Annotated in this window: 3 protein-coding genes; all 3 read right to left on the minus strand. The window is 46.8% G+C overall.

Annotation, left to right across the window (positions count from 1 at the left end; all coding sequences use genetic code 11):
• Nucleotides 1–3: 3 nt before the first annotated feature.
• The 3 genes from BBG47_RS04955 to BBG47_RS04965 are packed head-to-tail and all read right to left on the minus strand — an operon-like array spanning nucleotide 4 to nucleotide 22221.
• Nucleotides 4–8472, minus strand: a complete 8469-nt coding sequence (locus tag BBG47_RS04955) for an SDR family NAD(P)-dependent oxidoreductase (protein ID WP_065290793.1) — start codon at nucleotides 8470–8472, stop codon at nucleotides 4–6.
• Nucleotides 8469–16661 carry an SDR family NAD(P)-dependent oxidoreductase gene (locus BBG47_RS04960; protein WP_065290794.1) on the minus strand — a complete coding sequence of 2731 codons (8193 nt, stop codon included), beginning with the start codon at nucleotides 16659–16661 and terminating at the stop codon, nucleotides 8469–8471. Before BBG47_RS04960 ends, BBG47_RS04955 begins: the two co-directional genes overlap by 4 nt.
• Nucleotides 16645–22221 carry an SDR family NAD(P)-dependent oxidoreductase gene (locus BBG47_RS04965; protein WP_065290795.1) on the minus strand — a complete coding sequence of 1859 codons (5577 nt, stop codon included), beginning with the start codon at nucleotides 22219–22221 and terminating at the stop codon, nucleotides 16645–16647. Before BBG47_RS04965 ends, BBG47_RS04960 begins: the two co-directional genes overlap by 17 nt.

Here is a 22221-nt window from a genome sequence, read left to right on the forward strand (position 1 = left end):
AACTCACCCCCGGTTCATTTGACGGCTCTCAATAATTTGTGTCGCCCGTTCAATATCAAGCTTCCCTTTTTCCAATTCATCCAGTACTTTAGCTATCGCGTCTAGATCGGTATTCGGTTCAATCGATTGATTGTTAGGGGTTTCATCCACATGATAGTTTCGAGATGGAGAAGTCTTCAATCGGTAAGTTCTCCGGTTGAACGAGTGCACGGCAAGCGGAGATCTCTCAGCTTGTCTCTCCCTGTCCGGAGCCTCCTGAACAATAATATGGCAATTGGTTCCCCCGAATCCAAACGAAGAAATTGCTGCTGTTCTAGTGCAGCCATTCTCGCCCCACTTTTGCAGGGAACGGTTCGGGTAGAACGGTGATTCTTCGAACTTGAACCTCGGATGCGGACTATGGCAATGGATTGTTGGAGGGAGTTCTTTATGTTGAAGAGCCAATAAAACCTTAATTATGCTGGCGGCTCCCGCAGCCCTTGCCAAATGTCCGATATTCGACTTAACTGAACCGACCGCGCAGAACTGGGTCTCATTCGTATAAGAACGAAAAACCTGCGTGGCTGCCCGAATCTCAATAGGATCACCCAAGAGCGTACCAGTGCCGTGCGCCTCCAAGTACCCGATCTCATTTGGTCGGACTCCACTATTATCCAACGCCATCTGAATCACTTGCTTCTGCCCTTCCATGTTAGGTACGGTAAGCCCCATCGTTTTCCCGTCATTATTTACAGCCGAACCAGCGATAACCCCAATAATGGGGTCGCCATCCTCCAATGCTGTTTCATAATGTTTCAGCAGAATAAGTCCAGCACCTTCTCCCAAGACGAATCCTTTTGCCTGTTCATCAAAGACGTAACATTTTCCGTCGTCAGAAAGCACTCCCGCTTTGCTGTAAGCAATAAAGACAGAAGGATCAAGCAACAGTTCAATACCTCCAGCGATAGCCATGTCTATTTCTCCGTTAGCAATAGATTGGCAAGCCTGGTGAATAGCGACCAACGATGAGGAACATGCCGTATCTATAACTTGAGATATTCCCTTCAGGTTAAAATAGTCGGAAATTCGAGCGGCCATCATATTAGGAATGGAATTGACCACTAAGCGCTTATAATACTCGTCAGCAAGCCCCGGATCTGAAATTTTCACATATGAGCTGGCTCCGCCACCTAAAAACACCCCGGTACTCGTGTTGGCGGCTTCATCCCTCTGGTAGCCCGCTCTAGACCACAACTCTTCAGCCAGCTCGAGTATGATTCGATGCTGTGGATCCATAATCAAAGCATCATTCGATTCAATCCCGAAATGCTCGGCATCAAAGTCGAACACATGACGGATAAAGCCTCCCCACTTCGAGTACGACTTCCCCGGTTCGGCTTTGTTCTTGTCATAATAGAGCTCGGCATCCCAGCGTTCACCGGGAACCTCGGTCACCAAATCTTTCCCTTGGCGAAGATTATCCCAGTACTGCTCGGGATTGTCCGATCCAGGGAAGCGGCACGCCATCCCGATAACGGCGATCCTGCGATCCTGTACACCAGAGCTTCCGTGCTTACGACCGTCCTCCTGTTGGGCCTTCCGACGTTCTTCCTCTTCATTACCACGAGGAACCGTAACAGCCGATTCCCACACACCAAGTACAGACTCAGGCATGACAACGTTTGATACTGTTTCATGATTCCGCATTACATTCCAACTTTTCGATTCTTCCGTTAAGTAACGGGCAATTCCACGGATTGATCGATGCTCGGCAATCACGCTCGGATCGATCGTTTCCCCATAATGATGCTCTAACCGATTCAAAAGCGCCATCATCGTCACCGAATCCACACCGTATTCGCTTAAATCGTCTTCAGGCTGAAAATCTGTAATGTTTAATTTCAGGGCTTCTGCGCATATTTGAGTGATATCCCGTTCGAAGTCTTTCTCCGAATGCGCTGGTGATGCAACGAAATTTTCACTTTCGTTAGACCGAGGCGATACGCTGCGAGATAATGCTGCTACAATCTTCCTCCTCTGTCCGAACAATGCAATCGTCTGCGTTCTGTCTGAGGCGAGCGCTTCTTCCAATACGGCGATTCCTTCTTTAGTCGGTAAGGGCACAAGTCCCGCTTCTTCTTCCATAATGCGCAACAGATGTTCCTCAACACGCATGCCGCCGCTTTCCCATAGTGGCCAATTAATAGTGACCGTTCGGCCTTGCCTTTGGCCGAGCTGTCTCAACTGCTCGCGCCGCAGCATGAAATGATCCATAAATGCATTTCCAAAAGCATAATCGCATTGTCCACGGTTTCCAGTCACGGCCGATACCGAAGAGAACAGGGCGAAAAAGTCCAATGGCTCGTCAGCCAAGGACTTATCCAAATTCATCGTGCCGTATACTTTTGGAGCAAGCACGCTGTCGATCTGCTCAGGCGATTTCATCAACGCAAGGCTGTCTTGTATTACTCCAGCCCCATGAATCACGCCATTAATTTGACCAAATCCCGATTTTATTTCGTGAATCAACTTGCGAACTTCAGCAGATTGCGCAAGATCTGCCTTCCTGTACTCAACTATGGTGCCATATTGTCGCGCTATGCGATCAATCTTCCTTCTTTGATCGGCGCTAAGATCGGATCTGCCTACCAGTACTAGCTTCGCTTGATATTGTTCGGCTAAGTATTCAGAAATGTGTTGACCAATGCCTCCGGCACCTCCTGTAATGACGTATACTCCATGATGCTTAAAGACGACATTACGAGGAACTAACGACTGTTCTTTCTCCGGCTGCAATTTTTGGACATACCTTCCACTGTCCGCATATCGGATAGCCTTACCTGCATCTTCACTGTATAGAAGTTCCCGCATCGCTATAGATAGTACGTCGCCCTGCAACTCAGATGCTCCTATTTCTATTGATTTAAAGGAAAGCTTTGAACTCTCAATGGAAAGCGTTTTCAACAATCCATAAGTCGCTGCTGCAACAGGAGACGTAATCCCCGTGGCATGATCATTGCCTGTAACATAAATCATATCCGAGCTGATTGGCTGCCTTTTTCTGAACAAACAGCGATACATATAAAATACGGAGTAGAAGCTTTTCTTCAACTCCATCAGAAGGTCTGCACGTTCATCGCCGTCTCTATTCAGCATCCACAGATGTATGATTTTGCGGGGAGTAATCCCATCATCCCGCAGGACTTGAAATAATTGATCATAGTCCGCTTCAGAGCCCGGATTAACTTCATATATGCTCTTTCCAATATGTCCAAAAGATTGGCCAGGCAGCAAATAGACAACCCTCTTCGCATAGTGCGTCCATTTAGAAGCCTCAATAAATTCCCGATTTGGCGCCAATACGAGAACATCTTCGTTAAGTCGGGTCATAGCTGTTTCTGAATCGTCTCTATCGCTTTTTTCCCACTGTCGTTTTAAATAAACAACCGAGGGCGATCGCACGTCGTCGCGTACAGCCCGCACCGCGAAATCATCTATTTTTACTGCCACTTGTCCCGATTCATTCGCGATAACGATAGTAAACTTCTTAGTGCCGCTAGCGGAAGATGCTGTCTTCATCAGAACGTGTACATAGCATGTCTCAGATAAGGAATGCAATATATCGACAGCACCCACAGAAAACGGCAAATACGTTGATACGTTCGACTCAGAACCTTCGTTCATCAATCCTTCCACGGTTTGCAGCGCTCCGTCCATTAATGCCGGATGCAGCACATAATCCAGAAAGCTTCCGCGCAGTTCTTTAGGCAGCGATAGAACCGCAATTGCCTCTGTTTCGTTTCCTGAAATACGCTGAATCGACCGCATTGCATTTCCATAGCGAAATCCGATCAAGGAAAAAGCTTCATAGCACTCTCTGCCAGTAATAGAAACCGTGCAGCGACGTTTAATGGATTCGATATCTATAATCTCGTCGCTTTGTGTAACGGGCTCAAATACCAGTTTGCCCTGAGCATGTATTTCATTCTCCGTGGATATCGCAAATTCCACTGAACCCGACTGTGGCAATTTTATGCTTAGGCGTGTATGGATCGGGCAATCTCTACCTTCCATGATGATAGGCTTGGCCCAAACAACATTTCGCAATCCATATACAGTACGCCCGGAAGCCAAGTCTCCTGCTGCTCTAGCCAACTCCAAATACGCTACACCAGGAAACATTGGGGCACCATTTACAATATGATCTCGAATAAAGAAATCCGAACTGCTAAACTTGGTAGAGAACTTAAACTCATCCAACGTCGATATATTTTCCCCAACCATCGGGTGCAATTTTGTTACCACGGTCGGTTTCTCTTTGTGCTTCACTTGCGGAATCCAATATCTTTCTGCGGCAAAAGGGTACACAGGAAGTGAAACCCTTCGGGACTCCCTTCCCATATGAACCATTTTCCAATCGACAGACACACCCACCACCCAAAGCTGTGCCAGCTTCGCATATTTTTTATCCTTGATTAACCTGTGTAAATATTGTTCTCCTTCACTGCCCTCCAGTAGAAGATCACAAAGGAGATTTCCTTTTTTCGAGTTCCCCACATAAACAGTATCATGACAAGCTTCGGCTGATGCATAGGCAAAAAGCGCCTCTCTCATTTGGGAAAGATCGGATGCAACAAATGCCAAGCGCTCTTCCATAGCTTCTCTTCCAACTTGAAGTGTATATGCAATATCTCCGATAGAGGGTTCATCAAATCGAGTAGGCCGACCAGCCCCTGTAAAATGTTTTTGTAGGCTCCGTCCATAATGATGCTGCAAATAAACGGCTGACTCATGCAATGTTGCACAATTCGCCAATATGGATGCTTGCATCTCCAATTCGAAACGCTCGCTAATCATGCCAGCCAAGCGACTTATATGCACGGGATCGAGTCCCAAATCCGTAAATTGTTCATTGGAAGAAATATCTTGCTGACGAATACCTAAAATTTCGGCCGTAGCTTCGGCCAAAAAGGCCAGCAACGGCTCTGTGAAGTCATTGCATGCGGCTGAGCGGGCTTCCAGCAACCGATCTACGTACACCCCCAAGCTGTGGGCGTACGCGCGTAGTCTGTTTGCATTTTTAGCCGATAGTAATATAATTTGAGCTCGCCCATCGATATTATCATGCACGCGCTTCTTGGCCGAAACATATTCCTCCAGAACGATATGGGCATTGGCGCCGCCAAATCCAAATGAGCTGACACCAGCTCTCCTTGGTATAGCCCGTTCACGATCATCTTTTATCGGATCCCATGGTATCGTTTGGGTAGCGATCTTGAACGGACCATCGTCCAATCGAATATATGGGTTCAACTTGTTCATATGAAGACTGGCTGGAATCGTTGCATGCTTCATGGCAAGCAGAACCTTAACTATTCCCGCAATCCCAGCCGCGGTTTCCAGATGCCCGATATTCGTTTTCACAGAACCGATCCAGCAATGCTGTTTAGTTGCCGGCATCCGCCCATGTTTTTTCTGCAGTATTGCAAATGCCTTCTTGAGCCCGTTTATTTCAACTGGATCACCAAGACTCGTTCCAGTCCCATGCGCTTCTATGTAACTGACGGTATTTGGAGCGAAGCCTGCCTTCTCGTAAGCCTCTACGAGCAATTCAGCCTGTGCATTTGGATTTGGGGCTGTTAAGGAATTCCCGCGTCCTCCATGATTTACCGCGCTGCCTCTAATGACGGCATAGATATGATCGCCATCGCTCACGGCATTACGCAAAGGTTTCAGCAATACAACTGCAACCCCTTCACCTCGCACGTAACCATCGGCTCGGTCATCAAATGTTTTGCACCTGCCATCAGGACTCAGCATCCCCGCTTTGCTTTCAGAAATATGAAGCGTTGGAGTAAGCATCACATTTACTCCACCCGCTATCGCCATCACGCAGCCTCCATGTTGAATCGATTCCACCGCTTGATAGATCGCGATCAAGGAGCTGGAGCAAGCTGTATCTACAGGTTGGCTCGGCCCGCGCAAATTAAGTAGATACGAAATGCGGTTGGCCAGGACTGAATGCGTCATGCCGGTCAGGGATTGGGGCTCCAAGTTAGGTACACTCATTTTTAATATTTCATTATAATCCTGCGTAGCTGCGCCCACGAAAAGCGAAGTTCTGGATCCAGCCAGATCAGAAGCCCGATATCCCGCATCTTCGATAGCGTGCCAAACTGCGTTCATAAAGAGTCTTTGCTGCGGATCCATGAGTTCCGCCTCTTTCGGCGAAATGCCGAAGAAAAGCGGATCAAACTTATCGACTTCTCTCATGAATCCACCATGCTTTGCATAAGTTTGGTTGCCTTCCTCTTTTGGATCTCCATAGTATTCGCGCCAATCCCAACGGTCGGGGGGGATCTCCGTAATCAAATCGTGTCCGTCGCGCAAATGTTCCCAAAACTCGTCCAGATTGTCCGATTGCGGCATCATGCCGCTCATTCCGATGATGGCAATCGGTTCGAATGTGTTCACGTCCTTCTCTTCCGTATCCGGGATTAACGATTCTACTTGTTCTGCTTCGATTCGATTTACTGGCGGCGCCTCGGCAACAGATGCATGCGCCTCCATCTCAGGAGGGAAGGAAGACAGACCATAATATCTGCACAAATGTTCCTTATGTTCAGATATGAAATATCCAGAAAGCGCCCGCAGAGTAGGAAACTCGAAAAATATCGAGGGCATAATATCCAAGCGGTACAGTCCGTTCAAACGGTTGCTGAACCTTGTCAAAGTGATAGAATCGAATCCGAAGGAGCTGAGTTCTGAATCAAGATCAATGCGCTTCAAGTCGGTTTTTAACAGTTCATGAACACAATTAGTCAGATCTCGATTCACTTTTCCCTGCAGTTCTTTATCGGAAGGTGAGAAGTCATCCTTTTGGCGTAGCACTTCCGCAACATTCCCCCTTGAATGCTGCTGCCTTTTCCCGCCTTTAATTTGTGTTGTGATTTTGTCTCGATTGCCTGTCAATACAACCGCTTGACAATCAGATTGCGTCAGCAGCCATTCAAAAATCAACATTCCGTCCTGATCGCTCAATGAATGCAAACCAAGCACATTCGATAAATAATCTTTTGTGTCCTGTTCGAGCTTCATTCCGCCATTTTCCCAGAAAGGCCAATTAACTGATACTGTCTTCCCTGCGCGCTGCAGGCTATCACGCCAACGCGCATATTCATCCATAAATCCGTTAGCAAATGCATAATCGCTCTGCCCGCGGTTGCCAAATATGGATGCAAGTGAAGAAAACAACATAAAAAAGTCGAGAGATTCGTCCTTTGACGCTTCATCCAAATAAATAGTTCCCCGTATTTTAGAGCCGAAAATGTTTAGGCTCTCTTCTATTTTCTTATTAATCAAAAGCGAATCATTATTTGAGCCCGCGCTATGAATGATGCCATGCAAAGCCCCGAACTTGCTTCGGGCTGTGGCAATGAGTCGATAAGCATCTTCCCTAGTTGCTACATCCGCCTCGACATAAATAACCTCCGAGCCATAGGATTGAAGTTCTGCTATGCTTCCCTCTACTTCCGTGCTGCGAGATCTGCCAGCCAATACGAGCTTGGCCCTATACTTTTTTGCTAAATGCCGAGCAACAAGGTAACCAATACCTTTTGCACCGCCAGTTATAACATATACACCATTCTCTCGTAGCTTCGGACAGGCCGTAGTTGTTACCTCCATCGGCTGTCCGGTGACTTCGCGCAGCTCTTTAATCCACCTAGTGCCTTCTATATAACGAATTTCTGTTTGATTTCGATCTGAACACGCCAGCTCACCCATAATAATACTAGCCAGCATCGTATCATCGGAAGCTGCAAAAGAAATCGTACGCCCTAAAAATGAATGATGCTCGGCCTTCACTGATTTCAGGAACCCGTTCATCCCCTGATGAAACGCTGCTCCCTGTTGCGTATCTGAAAATACATATAGAAATTGTATTTGTCGCGAAGGCTGTCGTCGTATAGCCGTTTTCACGAAAGAAAAAAGCGACATCATTTCATAGGCCCAAGAAGCAGCTGCAGCTTCTGCTAATTCTCCGTCCCATTGCGGCGCGATATATACGATCCTCGAAGGTAATATTTCTAAACGGTTTTCCAAAATGGAAAACAGCGAATGAAGATCAGCTTCATTGTTTCGGGCAATAACGAAGCCTTGTCCGTCAAGCTCCTCGAATCTTTCTCCGAAACAAGCGGAAACAACCTTATTAATCATACCTTCTACATGTTCAATTGAGGCATTGATACGACGCAATCGTTGCGAATCGTGACCAATCAGCAGAAGCGGAGACGCTGTCTCCACTTCCACATCCAGTCGACTTTCCGCCCAATGCTGCCGATAAAGAAGAATGGAAGGTTCTTTCCTGATCCCCCCATTTGCTTCCGAATTAGTCAAGTCAAGCTTTTTATAGAGCGCCAAGCCTTGTTCAGGAGTAATTTTCCGGCTTTTCAGCATGTCAGCAATGGCGCTTAACTCGTATTGTCTGCTCATACCTTGCTCACTCCCGTAATAGACTCAACTGCATGAACATCAAGTTCTCCGCTATATATTTTGCGGAATACATTCAACAGTTCTTTATCACGCATATCCTCGGTTTGCAGCTGCATCCTCTGCTTGTCCACAATCCTGCCAAGAAAATCACGAATCTGGATAGCTACTCGTCCCTGTTCATCTGCAATGACAATATTGAACTTGGTCGCACGAAAATCAATTTCCGAGCTCCTATCCGCTAACGTGACATGAACATAACAGGAGGTAGACATTGGCCTTATAATTTCGAGCGTCCCCAGTGAAAATGGTATATATAGCTGATTTCTTCCCTCTTCGGTCTTAATCCCGGCAATGGATAGCAGCGCAGCATCCATCAGGATCGGATGAAGGACATATTGGTCAAATTGCTGGCACAGTTCATCAGGCAATTGCAGCTTCGCAAGAGCTTCCATCGGGCTGCCCCACACTTGTTGAATGGCGTGGAAGCGGGAACCAAGTTCTAATCCCTTGGCGCTTATGAGGGAGTACAACTCCCTACCAGTAAAATAATTCATCGTACAGCGCTGGCGTATGACCCCTAAATCAACCGATAGCTCCCTTTGCACACCGCTTCCGCTCTTGCCGATGCTCAATTTTCCCTGAAAATGCATGTCCTTGCTGCCGTCTTTCCGTACGGAGTATACCGCGCAATCCAATAAGCCCTCATCTCCCTCACGCAATCCGACATAAACGCTGCGAGGTTGGGAGCCCATTTGAATGGGACTAGCCCAAACCGCACTTCTCAACTGCAAGATCCTCTGGTCAGATGCCAATTCGGCCGCGGCTCGCATCATTTCCAAGTACGCCACACCAGGCAGTATGTTATGCCCAAATACAACATGATCAGCTAAATAAAATTCGTGGCCAGTGAATATCTTCTCATACCTATGCTCGTACAAAGAGGAAATGTTGCTGTCGATTAAAGGATGCAGGCTCTCCGCCGACTTCATAGAAGGCGCAGCATGATGCGCATTAGGATCAAACCAATAGCGTTCTTTGGCAAAAGGATATGCGGGAAGCGAAATTTTTAAAGGCCGCTCTCCCGGATACAGCTCCTCCCAACGCAAATCGCAACCGTGAATATACATCTCCGCTAAGGTACGAAGTATCTCGTATCGACTAGACAGATCCGTTGACTGGGTCAAAACCTTCAAAAAGCGCTCCCCTTCCCGAATCGTGGATGGCTCCATTTTAACCTTCCGTTCAGCCGGATTAAGGCGATAAATGTGTTGCGAATTCTCACCGCGGATTACTTTTTCTAAATTGTCAATTAAACCGGCCCCATCTTGTACCAGCATGCAGCAGCGAATCGGGAAATGGTCTCTTCCTGTGTTTAAGGTAAAGCCAATATCATCCAAATCATAATGATGTCCTTCCCGCTCCATCCACGCCTGCAAATCCGCCGCTTTTTGCCGCAATGCGGCATCCGTTTTCGCCGATATGAATATCAACTGAGGACCTACCGGCTTCTGCGGCCTTTTTGGTATCAAAGGAGGCTCTTCCACAACCATATGCACATTCGTGCCGCTGAAACCAAATGCACTGACTGCCGCCCTCCTTGGACTCCCCTTTGAGACTTTCCATGGGCGCAGTTCCGTATTGACATAAAAGGCACTGTCCTCAAAATGAATAAATTCGTTGGCTTCTTTATAATTAAGCGATGGCACAAGATGCTTCTGCTCAATGCAAAGTATTATTTTAATCAGCCCTGCGATACCAGCCGCTGCCAGTGTGTGGCCTATGTTCGTCTTTACAGAGCCGATTGCGCAGAACGATGTCTTCGATGTATATCGTTTATAAGCATCCGATAAAGCATCGATTTCAATCGGATCCCCCAGTTTCGTCCCCGTTCCGTGCGCCTCCACATAGCCGATGCTCTCAGGATCGATTCCGTAAGTATCGTATACTTCGCATACCAATGCTGCTTGAGAAGGAGCACTCGGCGCTGTAATGCCATTGGTTTTTCCGTCTTGGTTCATGGCTGAACCAGCTATTACGGCATATACATGATCTCCATCCTTCAGCGCAGTGGCAAGTGGCTTTAACAGAATTGCGCCTACTCCTTCACCCGGTACAAATCCATTGGCTCGCCGATCGAATGTCATGCACGCCCCATCGGCAGAAATCATGCCCGTTTTGCTAGCCAGCACATGAAATTGAGGTGTGGCCAACACTTCCACGCCTCCAGCAATCGCCATCTCGCACGACCCGTTTCGAATACTTTCGCAGGCTAAATGAACGGCCGTCAAAGAGGAAGAGCAAGCTGTATCAATTGCCATGCTGGGTCCTCTTAAATTCAAGTAATATGAAATTCTAGAAGCAAGAATAGCATCGCTATTCCCCATAAATGCATGACTATCCTGACATTCGGGATAACCCTCCATTAATTTATGGTAATCACCGGAACCAGCACCGACATAAACACCGCATTTTGTTCCCTCCATTTGCCTCATGCTGTATCCGGCATCTTCTACTGCTTTCCATGCTTCTTGTAAAAATAAGCGCTGCCGTGGATCCATGAATTCCGCCTCAGCTGGAGAAATATTGAAAAATGCTGGATCGAATTTATCCGCATCTTCCATAAGCCCCGCATGTTTGCTGTAACTTTTACCTACAGCTTCCGGGTCGGGGTCATAAAACGAATCCATAGACCATCGATCGATTTCCTTCACACTGGAAATTCCGCTGCAAATATTCCTCCAAAATTCCCTTATATTTCGAGTCCCGGGCATTTGTGCGGACATGCCTATAACTGCAATGTCCATTCTCTTTCCGGCTTGCGCAACATCTTCAATTAACATAGCCTCTGGCGGGGAAGGTCGGCTGTTGGCTGCCTCTTCGAACAACCGGTAATCCTCACACTGCTTGCAAAGGTACTCGGTTAGCTGGCGAATCGTTGCATAATTAAACAAGTCCGTCGACCTCAACGACATTTGGAGTCTTGCATTAATTAGTTCAATGATTTCCACCGCTAAAATCGAATCTACCCCGAAGTCAGTAAATGGAGCATCGATATCAAAGCGTTCCCTCTCGACCTCAAGCACTTCGGACAGGCTGTCCATAATGGCCGCCTCCATGCACTCTGTTGCGGATACAAGATTTATTTCATCTTTTGCGTGCTTTAGCGATTCCAGCTTCATGTCGGGATTCTGAGTGACATGGCTCTCAATAGTCAGCTCTTGATGTTTACGTAAAAAAGACTTGGCTACGATGACATGCTGTCCAGTACCACGCTGCTCCGAATTGTTAGTCCCCAGCACTGCAACATCGGCAAATCCCAAATGATTAAGCAGCGAGCACCACATATCAGCCGAAAGCAGAGGAGAGCTCTTCAGGCGAATGTTTTCATCTTCATAAAGCCACCAGCCATCAAGCAACCCGAACGTAAGCGTTAAGAAATTTTGCCGCTCCGTTCCTTCATTGACAATAAGCACTCCCTGCTCGGACAACAGCTGCTGCACATGTCTTAACGTAACCGTCATGTTTTTCGTCGCGTGAAGCACGTTAGTCGCCAAAATCAAATCGTAATCTTCCAGATGATAACCTTGCTTCACCGGATCTTCCTCTATATTGAGAATTTTGAAATTCACAAATGGATAATCGGCGCCAAATTCCTTTTTTCCGTGATTGACAAACGCAATAGAAATATCCGTATAGGTGTATCGGATCATCTCTTTATATAAAGACAATCCTTTGAGAATAGATGCGCTCGTGCCCCCCGTACCAGCTCCGATCTCCAAGATTTTCAACTGTTTACCAGGGGGCAAACTGTCTTTTCTGGCTTCAATCCAAGCAATCACTCTATTCAATACCAAATCATTGAAATAATCGGCTGCCTGATTCCCGCGATAGATGCCTTTGATTCGATCGAGTGACCCGCCTGGAAACAAAATATCCGTTGCTGGCGTTTTCCCGGAGAGTATGCCGGCATAGTGCTTCGCGCATACAGACACTAGTCGGATATAATCTTCAAGCTCCGGATAATTTTCAATAAATTGAAGGATCGATCGATCCAGATTTCTTAATTCATTACTGACGAATGCAGACTCATTCCAATCGTACATATAACCATTGCCGTGGATGATATCATGCTCCAACAAAATGTCGATTAGTTCGTCGAACAATCGATCATAGCCGGGAACGATACAGAGCTTGTCTTTTAGCTGCTTTTTCGTATACCGGCCTTTGCCGCCAGAAAAAATGCCCATAGTTTGAAACGCTTCAGCAAGTACGAATGCGCTCAACTGATTAAGCCGATCAGTCCCATTGCGAATATGGCGCGTATAATCCAGATCTAAGGAAGGCAGTTTGTCATCAATGCGAATACCCATTTCTTGCAGCAAACTCGACTCTGCTTTGATTACCATCATCTGATCCGCCCTGTTGATGCCGCAAATATAGGTGATCGCTTCCATCCCTTCTCTAGGAGAAAGCGAATATAGTCCAGCTTCTGCTAGCTTCCTATTGTAATCTGGAGTCGCTACAATCCCCACGCTTCCCCAATAACCCCAATTGATAATTTTTACTGGAGTAGATCCGCGTTGGCGCCAATAATGGGCAAAGGCGTCTTTAAACGTGCAGGCAGCGGCATAGTTGCTTTGGCCAGCATTCCCCGAAAATGACTGCGCCGACGAAAAAAACAGCACTAGATCCAGATCTTCGTTTCGAAGCACATGATACAACGTAACTGCTCCAGACATTTTAGGCGCCAAAACCGCCTGCATTTCGGTTTCATCCATAAACTCAATCAGCCGATCCTTCAGCACAATTGCTGAATGAATCGCACCATTGATACGACCAAACCGCTCCTTAATTGCGTGCAGAGCTCTGTTCATTTCGGCATAGTTGGAAATATCGGCTTGGAAATACAGAGCTTGTCCCCCCTGATCCCTGATAGCTTCAATTTGCCGCGTTATCCGTGCATCCAGCGGACTCCGCCCAATCCAAGCGATATTGGCTCGATATTCTCTGGCTAAATGCTTGCTTAATTCAAATCCAATGCCCCCTGCCCCGCCAACTATGAGGTACACCCCGTTTTGTCGGAACATCGGCGCGTGTTGCTGATCGATCACCTGGTCTGCTGCGGGTGTTAACATCTTTACGTAACACCTGCCGCCGCGAACCGCGATTTCCCCGCAGTCGGGATGATTAGACACCCCCGCGACTAGCTCAATCCAATGACTCACCTTGGCAAGCTCGCTATCAGACACAGCCTGAAATGGAAGATCCACAGCCCTTATGGTCCATTGCCCGAATTCTTTAGCTAATGATCTCGAAAATCCGAGCAGCCCTGCATGTACGGGATATATCGGGTCTTCTGGGCGCAGCGACTGGGCTCCTGCCGTGACGATGCACAACTGAAGCGGAGCATTGCTCCATCGAAGCTCGCTGGCTGACTGAACGAATCGGAAAACGGACAAAAGCCCTAGCTGTTGAGCCTCTGCAAGACGGACATTGTCCAGCACAGCGTCGTCTTCTCCGCTCACTCCACCGAAATGAAATACAATATCGGGACGCTTTATCGATTTCAGCACTTCCTTAAAGGAGTCTGTAGATGCAAGTGAAATTTCCCACTCCCTTTGGCTTACTCGAGCATCCAGCACCCCGAGACGAATTCGCAAAACTTCATTGTGCCGGAGGTATTGCTGATCTATTGCCTCTGCCCAATTTTCCTGTCCGGAAGGGAATATACAAAGAATTGTGCTCCCTCTAGCTTCTCTGCCGAACGCTTCATTCAGATAGAAGGGCTCCCATTTGGGAACGCAATAGATTGGCGCTAACGCAGGCACAGACTCAGCTTCGGAAGCCTTTTCAATGAGCTGCTCAGTTCCTTTCCCCCGTTTTATCCAGTGTCTCTTTCTCTCAAAAGGATAGGTGGGCAATGAAACTTTTACAATTCGCCCACTGTCCTCGTACAATTTTCCCCACGGAATTTCCTTGCCTTCTATCCAAGCAGAAGCGATAAGACTGTAATTTCTTTGCTCGATAGCCTGCATGATTCGTTGTTGAGCCATCATAGCCTTCGTATCCGCTTCCCGAGAATCAGCAGCATAAGTCATTACGCTGCCTGCATATACGTCTTTAACTTGCTCGCCAGTCAAAAATGATTGCATTTGTGCAACTAACATGTCTTTCTTCGATGCAATAAAGGCGGCACGGTGCTCCATTGCCTGCCTTCCGGTTTGCTGCACATAAGCAAGGCGACGCAATGACGGACAGTCTTGGCGTTGTAAAAACGAAATAAATATTTTAATGTAGGCGCGCAAAGCGTTCTCGCTCTTGGCTGAGATCACAAAGAGCTGCGCTTCTCCTTCGTTCGTGTGCTGCTCCGGGCTATGCGGTGGAGAATACTCTTCCAAGATGACATGTGCATTTGAACCGCCCGCCCCAAAAGCACTGATTCCAGCCCGGCGCGGATAGTCGCCCCGGTTCCAATTTTCAAACTTGGTCTGCACCTGCAAGCCGGATCCATGAAAATCGATATTCGGATTCACTACTTCCGCATGAAGGGAGGGAATCATTTTTTTATATTTCATTTGCAGCAGCACTTTGGTAACTCCCGCAATACCTGCCGCCGATTCCGTATGCCCGATGTTTGATTTTACCGAGCCTATACGGCACGCTGTACTGCCTCCGGTTTCTTGAAAAGCCTTGCGCAGAGCTGCGATTTCGATAGGGTCACCCAAGGACGTTCCTGTACCGTGAGCCTCGATGTAACTAATGCTATCCACCGGTATGTCTGCTTTTTGTATGGCGTGTTTGATTAATTCCGCTTGAGCGTTGAGACTTGGAACAGAATATCCGTTCGTCCTACCACCATGGTTGATCGCTGTTGCCTTGATTACAGCATAAATTTGATCTCCATCTGCTACCGCTTGCTCCAGCGGCTTCAAAAGAACTGCACCAACACCCTCGCCTGGAACGAATCCGTCTCCCTGCTCACCAAAACTGCGGCATTTCCCCTCTGAGGAAGCGAACCTGCCTTGGCTCAATAGAATGTATTTATTCGGGTGAAGCGTCAAGTTGACGCCCCCTGCAAGTGCTACCGTGCATTCCCCTTTTCGTATGCTGTCACAGGCTAAATGGAGAGCAGTCAAAGAAGAAGAACACATCGTATCTATTGCCATGCTGGGACCGTGAAAATCAAAAAAATAGGAAACGCGATTAGCAATTGATGCAAATACGGAATTCGGGAGCTGGAATCCGCATTCGGCCTGTTCCATGCCATACAGCTGATATTGCCCATACATAACTCCAACAAAGACTCCAACTATATCCTTCTGTAGACTCTGCTTCGTATAGCCTGCATCCTCTAGCGTATTCCAAGCAGTCTCCAAAAAAATCCGTTCCTGAGGATCCATGAGATCTGCTTCTCTCGAAGAAATATTAAAAAATATGGAATCGAAGCTTTCAGGTTCACGAATAAAGCCGCCATGCCTAATATAGCTCTTACCTTTGGTTTCTTTATTTGGATCAAAGTATCTTTCGATTTCCCACCGTTCTGGCGGAACCTCTTCCACGCAATTTCTCCCGTTACTAAGGTTATCCCAAAATTCAAGCAGATTGTCTGCCATAGGGTATCTTCCGTCCACCCCGACAATCGCAATCTCACCCGATCGTTCTACCAATTTTGCAGAAACATGATGGGCCGTTTCCCTTTCCGTCTGCATATCCTCAAGAGACTGCGCAGAATCGGAAACAGAAAGATTCGAGGAAGTGTTTGGTATGCATTCTTCGCAAGAATAAAACCATTGAGCGCAGGCAGCCCCATGATTGTTGACGAGGTATTCCGCTAACCTGCTTATATTCGAATATTCAAAAAATAAAGTTTTGGGAAGTTCGCCAAACTGATTTTCCAGCATTTTATTTAGCCGTGTCACCATTAGAGAATCGATTCCGTATTGTTCAAACGGTACCCTTACATCGATTCGCTTGTCATCAAGCTTGATTTCCTCGGCAAATATGCGAATTAGAAAACGCTCGATATGCTGTAGCAGGGAGACTGAATGATCCTCATCAGTTGCGGGTAAAGATTTCATCTCTTGCGGCGCAGAAAGCTCCGTCGTCCGCAGCCGCTGATACGCTTCCTCCGAATTGATGCGCCCTGATGCCAACAACGAGAGAATCTCTCTTCTATTTAGGCGATCCATACAACTCCTCCATTAATCGATCAACTTCATCTGGCGTATATTCTTTATTTTCGAGTTTTATAAGCAACTCTCGCAACGCTTCGTCCTTGAAATCAGAACTAGATGGATCTTCAAGTTGCGTGAGATACCGAAGATCATTTCTGAAGGATACGTCCTTCAGGGCGATTAGCGTTTCTCCGTCCTTATTAAGCACTGTGATATCGCATTTCATTAGACCGGACGCCTGCTGATCATAATCCCCCCGCTGCTGAACCAACGTATAGCAAAGAGAGGGTAAAGGCTTATAAATCTCTATCAATCCCACCCCGTATGGCAGCAATGGTCGTCCTTTTTTTCCGTCCTTAATTCCGATAAGTCCCGCTACAGACTGCATCGCTCCGTCAAGCAAGGATGGATGCAGCATATATTTGTCTCGACCATCTGATTCGATGATTAAACGCGAAACGACTTCACCGTCACCAATGTGCATACTGTCAATCGCGGTAAACTTCTCGCCATAGTCGATGCCGATTTCCGTGAAATACGGATAAATTTCAGTCCGTGTAAATGTGAATGGACAGCGCTCCATGATGTTTCCTATGTCGAATTTTCTTGCAGGCGCTCGCGAGCCCTTTTCCGTATGCATTTCCCCAGAAGCAAAGATACAATCTTCTTCATCACTTCCGTCTCGCTCGGCACGGATTTCAAATCGGATGCCGTCCGCTTTCGGATAGATAACCGTTTCGACCCGTTTTGGACAATTTGCGATCTCGAGCTTATTTTCCCAGATGATGTTTTTCATCGTAATGATAGTCTGCTCCGAAGCAGCTTCTCCAGCTGCGCGTGCCATTTCAATAAATGCCGTGCCTGGTAGAATCTTTTTGCCCCCTACCCGGTGATGATCAAAATAAAATTCGGAGCCATTAAAGATTGAACGGTATTTATGTTCCTTCAATGTGGACACATTGTAGTGAACAAAAGGATGAATAACCAACTCAGGGTCATTGCCTTCATTTCCTTTTGCCTCCACCCAATAACGCTCTCTTGCAAACGGATAACCGGGTACCGACACACGTTGAGGGATATCGTAGGTGTATAATTTTTCCCAAGGCAGCTCATAGCCTCGAACCCACACTTTCGCCCATTCCAATAGCTGCTCGCTTTTTCGGCAAGGGTCGTCCATCATTAAAGCTTCATCTTCACTCAAGTCGGAACTATTCATGATATTGCCGCTAAAGAGATTTTCTCCTTCGCTGTGACCCTGTTCGTAATCCAGCAGTCCTTTGAGGATTCCTTCTTTGTCCGATGCTACGATAGCCAGTCGTTCCGGCATTTCCTCCCGGCCCGTTTGGAACGTATAAGCAATATCCGAAATTTGCTCATCGGTTAGCGGCTCTTCTAATAAAAATTTCCTTACTTTTTTCGCATAGGCTATTAACCGGTCTCTATTTTTGGCTGACAGCACGAACAAAAATGTTCTAGGACTTTTGTTTTTCCGTGGCAGAGCTCCGGCGGTAAACTGTTCGATAAGGACATGTGCGTTCGCTCCTCCGGCACCAAATGAGCTGATACCGGCTCTTCGCACATTCGTTCCCTCAGACACCTTGGATAAATGCCAATCAGTAAGTTCCTTTTGTACATAAAAAGGAGAGTCCACAAAATTAATTTTTGCATTTTCTTTATCTGAATGAAGGAGGGAGGGAGCCAACTTATTATGCTTTAGCTGGAGCAATATTTTCGTTATACCGGCAATTCCCGCGGCCGATTCCAAATGTCCAATATTGGACTTTACCGACCCTATTGCACAAAATTGACGCTTATCCGTATATTGCCGAAATGCCTTAACCAACCCTGCAAGCTCAATCGGATCCCCTAGTGACGTCCCCGTACCATGTGCTTCAATATAGCTAATCGTTTCCGGGTGAATTTGTGCCATTCGAATTGCGTCAGAAATTACGCTGCATTGGGATTGGGGACTAGGCACATGATAACCACTGCTTTTTCCTGTATGATTTAGCGAAGTACCCTTAATAATCCCGTAAATAAGATCGTTATCGGCAATTGCCTTGTTCAAAGGCTTTAGCAGAATCGCACCTACTCCCTCGCCGGGAACATATCCATCTCCGCCTTCTCCAAAGCTCCGGCATCGTCCATCGCTTGACAAAAACTGCCCTTGGCTAAGTACCTTGTATTTTCTCGGGTGTAAAGTGAGATTTACTCCCCCCGCAATAGCCAGCTCGCTCTCTCCATGCAGCAAACTAACACAGGCTAAGTGAATTGCCGTGAGCGATGAAGAACACATTGTGTCAACTGCCATGCTAGGTCCGGTAAGATTTAAAAAATACGATACCCGGTTCGCAATCGAAGCAAACACCGACGTCGGATACGTAGCAGCGCCACGATCCATCCCCTCGTAATGCTGGTACTGTCCCCACATTGCTCCGACGAATACGCCCACCCGCTTTCCATCGATCCGCTTTCTCGTGTACCCCGCATCTTCCAGGGCATGCCAGGCCGTCTCCATAAAAATTCGTTCTTGGGGATCCATAAGTTCGGCTTCTTTGGGGCTAATATTAAAAAAGAGAGCGTCAAATTTATCAACATCGCTTATAAATCCGCCCCATTTGCCATAACTCGTTCCCGCTTGGTTTCGATCTGGGTGGTAATGTTTCGTGTAGTTCCAGCGTTCCTCAGGAATTTCTGTGATGCAATCCTGTCCATTAGCCAAATGAGCCCAAAATTCCGAAATGTCATCCGCCATTGGATATCTTCCCGCGAGACCGATAATTGCTATATCCTGATCTGTCTCCCCTTCAAAGCCAATCGTAATTGGACTGGTATCCAATTGAATACCTTCCTCTTTTTCGGGCGCGATCCAATAATCGAGATGCTGTTCGAATCGGTGCTTATCACCCTCAAGCGCCAATATATGAGTCTCCGACATTTGTAGAGCCTTCTGAAAAGCGGAAAACCCAGCATCAATGCCAAGAGCCGCCATCCCCTTGTCGGCCATCACCTTCTTGTTGCGCAAAGTCGTTTGCATGCTGCCCTGCTCCCATAGCGGCCAACTAACAGCTAAACTTCTGCCATGCCTTTTCTTTTGTAGCCGCAAGCGTTCACGTATTCCGACATAATGATCCATGAAATGATTGGCATACGCATAATCAACCTGTCCAATATTGCCGATCAGCGATGTGACTGAAGAAAATACAGCAAAAAAATGCAAATGCTCTTCCTGCAGTTCTTCATCCAAATACACGCTGCCAAGGATTTTTGGAGCACATACCTCCTCGAATTCATCGATACGCTTATCCGCGGAAATCCCATCCCTGAGCACCCCGGCCGCATGAAGAACGCCGTCAATATGACCAAAACGCGCCTTAGCCGTGCGTACCAGTTGAGCCACAGCACTCCGCACAGAAACATCGCTCTGGATGTAGCAAGCTTCCGCTCCCATCTCCTCTAATTGCTGCAGTTGCTCCATTCTTTCCTCAGATAAAGCGCTTCTGCCCGTTAAAATAAGTTTCGCCTGATATTTCGCCGCTAATTTTCGAGCAAATAAATAGCCGAGACCACCCATTCCTCCAGTAATTAAATAAACTCCGTTCTTTACAAACGGATCCGTTGATTCCCTTTTGGACATATCGACTCTTTGCAAGACTTTTAGATGCCTTCGATTATCCATAAAAAGTACTTCTTCATGCCTCTCCTTGATTGCCGTCCATTCTTTAGATAGAAGTCTAATCCAAGATCCAGTCTTGGCTGATTCAGAAATATGCGCTATGGTGAACCGCAGCTTCGGATGTTCCTTCTGCAGCACTCGAGTCATGCCGCTTACTGCCAGCTGTTGCGGCTCTGTCCAATCCGTCACCGCGTTCAACCCGCAAATAAAAGAAATTGGCTGTTCGAGTCTCAAGTATGACAAAGCTAAAGTGAGCTGCAACACGGAATAAGCGAAAAGTTCTATTTCAGAAGGATTTCCCTTAACTTGTTTGTCGATCCCTATCCGAGACCAGAAATGAAGAACTGCTTCGGGATACCAGCCTGCATGTTTCAAATTCTCAATCAAAGCGAAATAATCAGCAGCATTCCTAGGAGAAATCGCAAACCTATCGCTGCACGTTTGTTCGAACACATCTCCTTGTTTAACCAAGACAACATCGTAATGTTCCCTTATGAGCGCATCTGCATGGACATTATCAATATCGAATACCAATATTCGACGAATGTTTCGTCCTCTGTTTGCAGGGGCTTCTTCTGCCTTCCATATCGGTCTATAAAAAACTGTTTCGGATTCAGAAAGTTCCCCACTATCCTCGATTTCCATCATTCCACTTCCCAATTCGCTGCACTCCACCCGTTCCATCAAATCGCCGTGGTTATGATCCATGTACTGTGCCAAATCTTTTATATTCGCATATTCAAACAAAAGCGTAGGGTAAAGAGAACAATCAAACCTCTGCTCAAGCAGAGCTACAATATCCAAGAGATCTCTTGAGTTTAGTCCTTGATCATAGAAGCCCCGGTTCAGGTCGAGTGATGATTCCGGCTGCTGCAGGAACTGGGCCACGATTGTCCGAAGCCTCTGTTCAGTAGGCGTAGTTTGCTTTTCTCCGGCGGCAGTAGCCAGTTCATTTTGAGCGTTCTGTAGAAAAGAGTCCTTTGATGAATTCCATGACAATTCTTCCGGCTTGGCATCTGTCGTCCGAAGCAAGCTCTGCAGCAAGTTATCGGAACGGACCCTTTTTGTACCCAGCCTGTTATAGAAAGCTATTGGCAAGCCTTCCTTATTAAGCACTTCGATATCAACGTATGTAATATCACCAGTGGCTGAAATCGTAAATGAGTCCTTGCGGACAAGAAAGTATCCCTTCTCTCCCATTTGGCCTTGCGTCTTAAATGATGCCATATGCAAAGGAATAAACGGCTTTGCGCCGTCTGGAGTTTCATTCATGTAAGAGGACATAAGAACGCCAAGCATACATGTAGCTCCATCCAAATAAGCAGGATGAAAATGAAAAAAATGGAGATACGGTCGAGCCGTATCCCCCAATTCCACTTCAGCCAAAATATAAGCCTTCGATTCATATACTTGTCCGCGCAGCTTCATAAAGTCATCATGGTGAATATCCGAATTCCGAATCACTTCATAGACGCTTTCCAAGTCTCTCACCGACTCGGCTCGATGCTTCAGAGCATCTATGTCAACCGATGCCGCTCCTTGCGCTTCAACTGGGTCAGTCCGCAGATGAATTTCGCACTGCAAGTTATCAGATACCTCCGAATCAATAACCTTGTCACCGACCACCTTTTTGCTCTTAGCAACCACTTTCCAATACTCTCCCTGCGGTTCCAACGTTATTTCTATCTTTTTATCGAAATGATCACTCGTCGCAATCGGCTCCATAAACAAAATGTTGCGAACTTCCAACTGCTCGGGATTATAGCCTTTGGATATGAGAAAACGGTACAGTATGTCCAAAAACGTGACGCCTGGCATGATGGGAATTTGATGAACCCGATGATCCTTGACTATGAAATCGTCGTTTCTGACGAACAGGCTGCATTTATAAACGTTCAA

It is taken from the genome of Paenibacillus sp. KS1 (assembly GCF_001680695.1).
Classification (GTDB): domain Bacteria; phylum Bacillota; class Bacilli; order Paenibacillales; family Paenibacillaceae; genus Paenibacillus_B; species Paenibacillus_B suaedae.

What these genes read in the sequence shown, in the direction of transcription:
- BBG47_RS04955 (WP_065290793.1), bottom strand. Translation starts at nt 8,472, where the DNA reads ATGAGCAGACAATACGAGTTAAGCGCCATTGCTGACATGCTGAAAAGC.
- BBG47_RS04960 (WP_065290794.1), bottom strand. Translation starts at nt 16,661, where the DNA reads ATGGATCGCCTAAATAGAAGAGAGATTCTCTCGTTGTTGGCATCAGGG.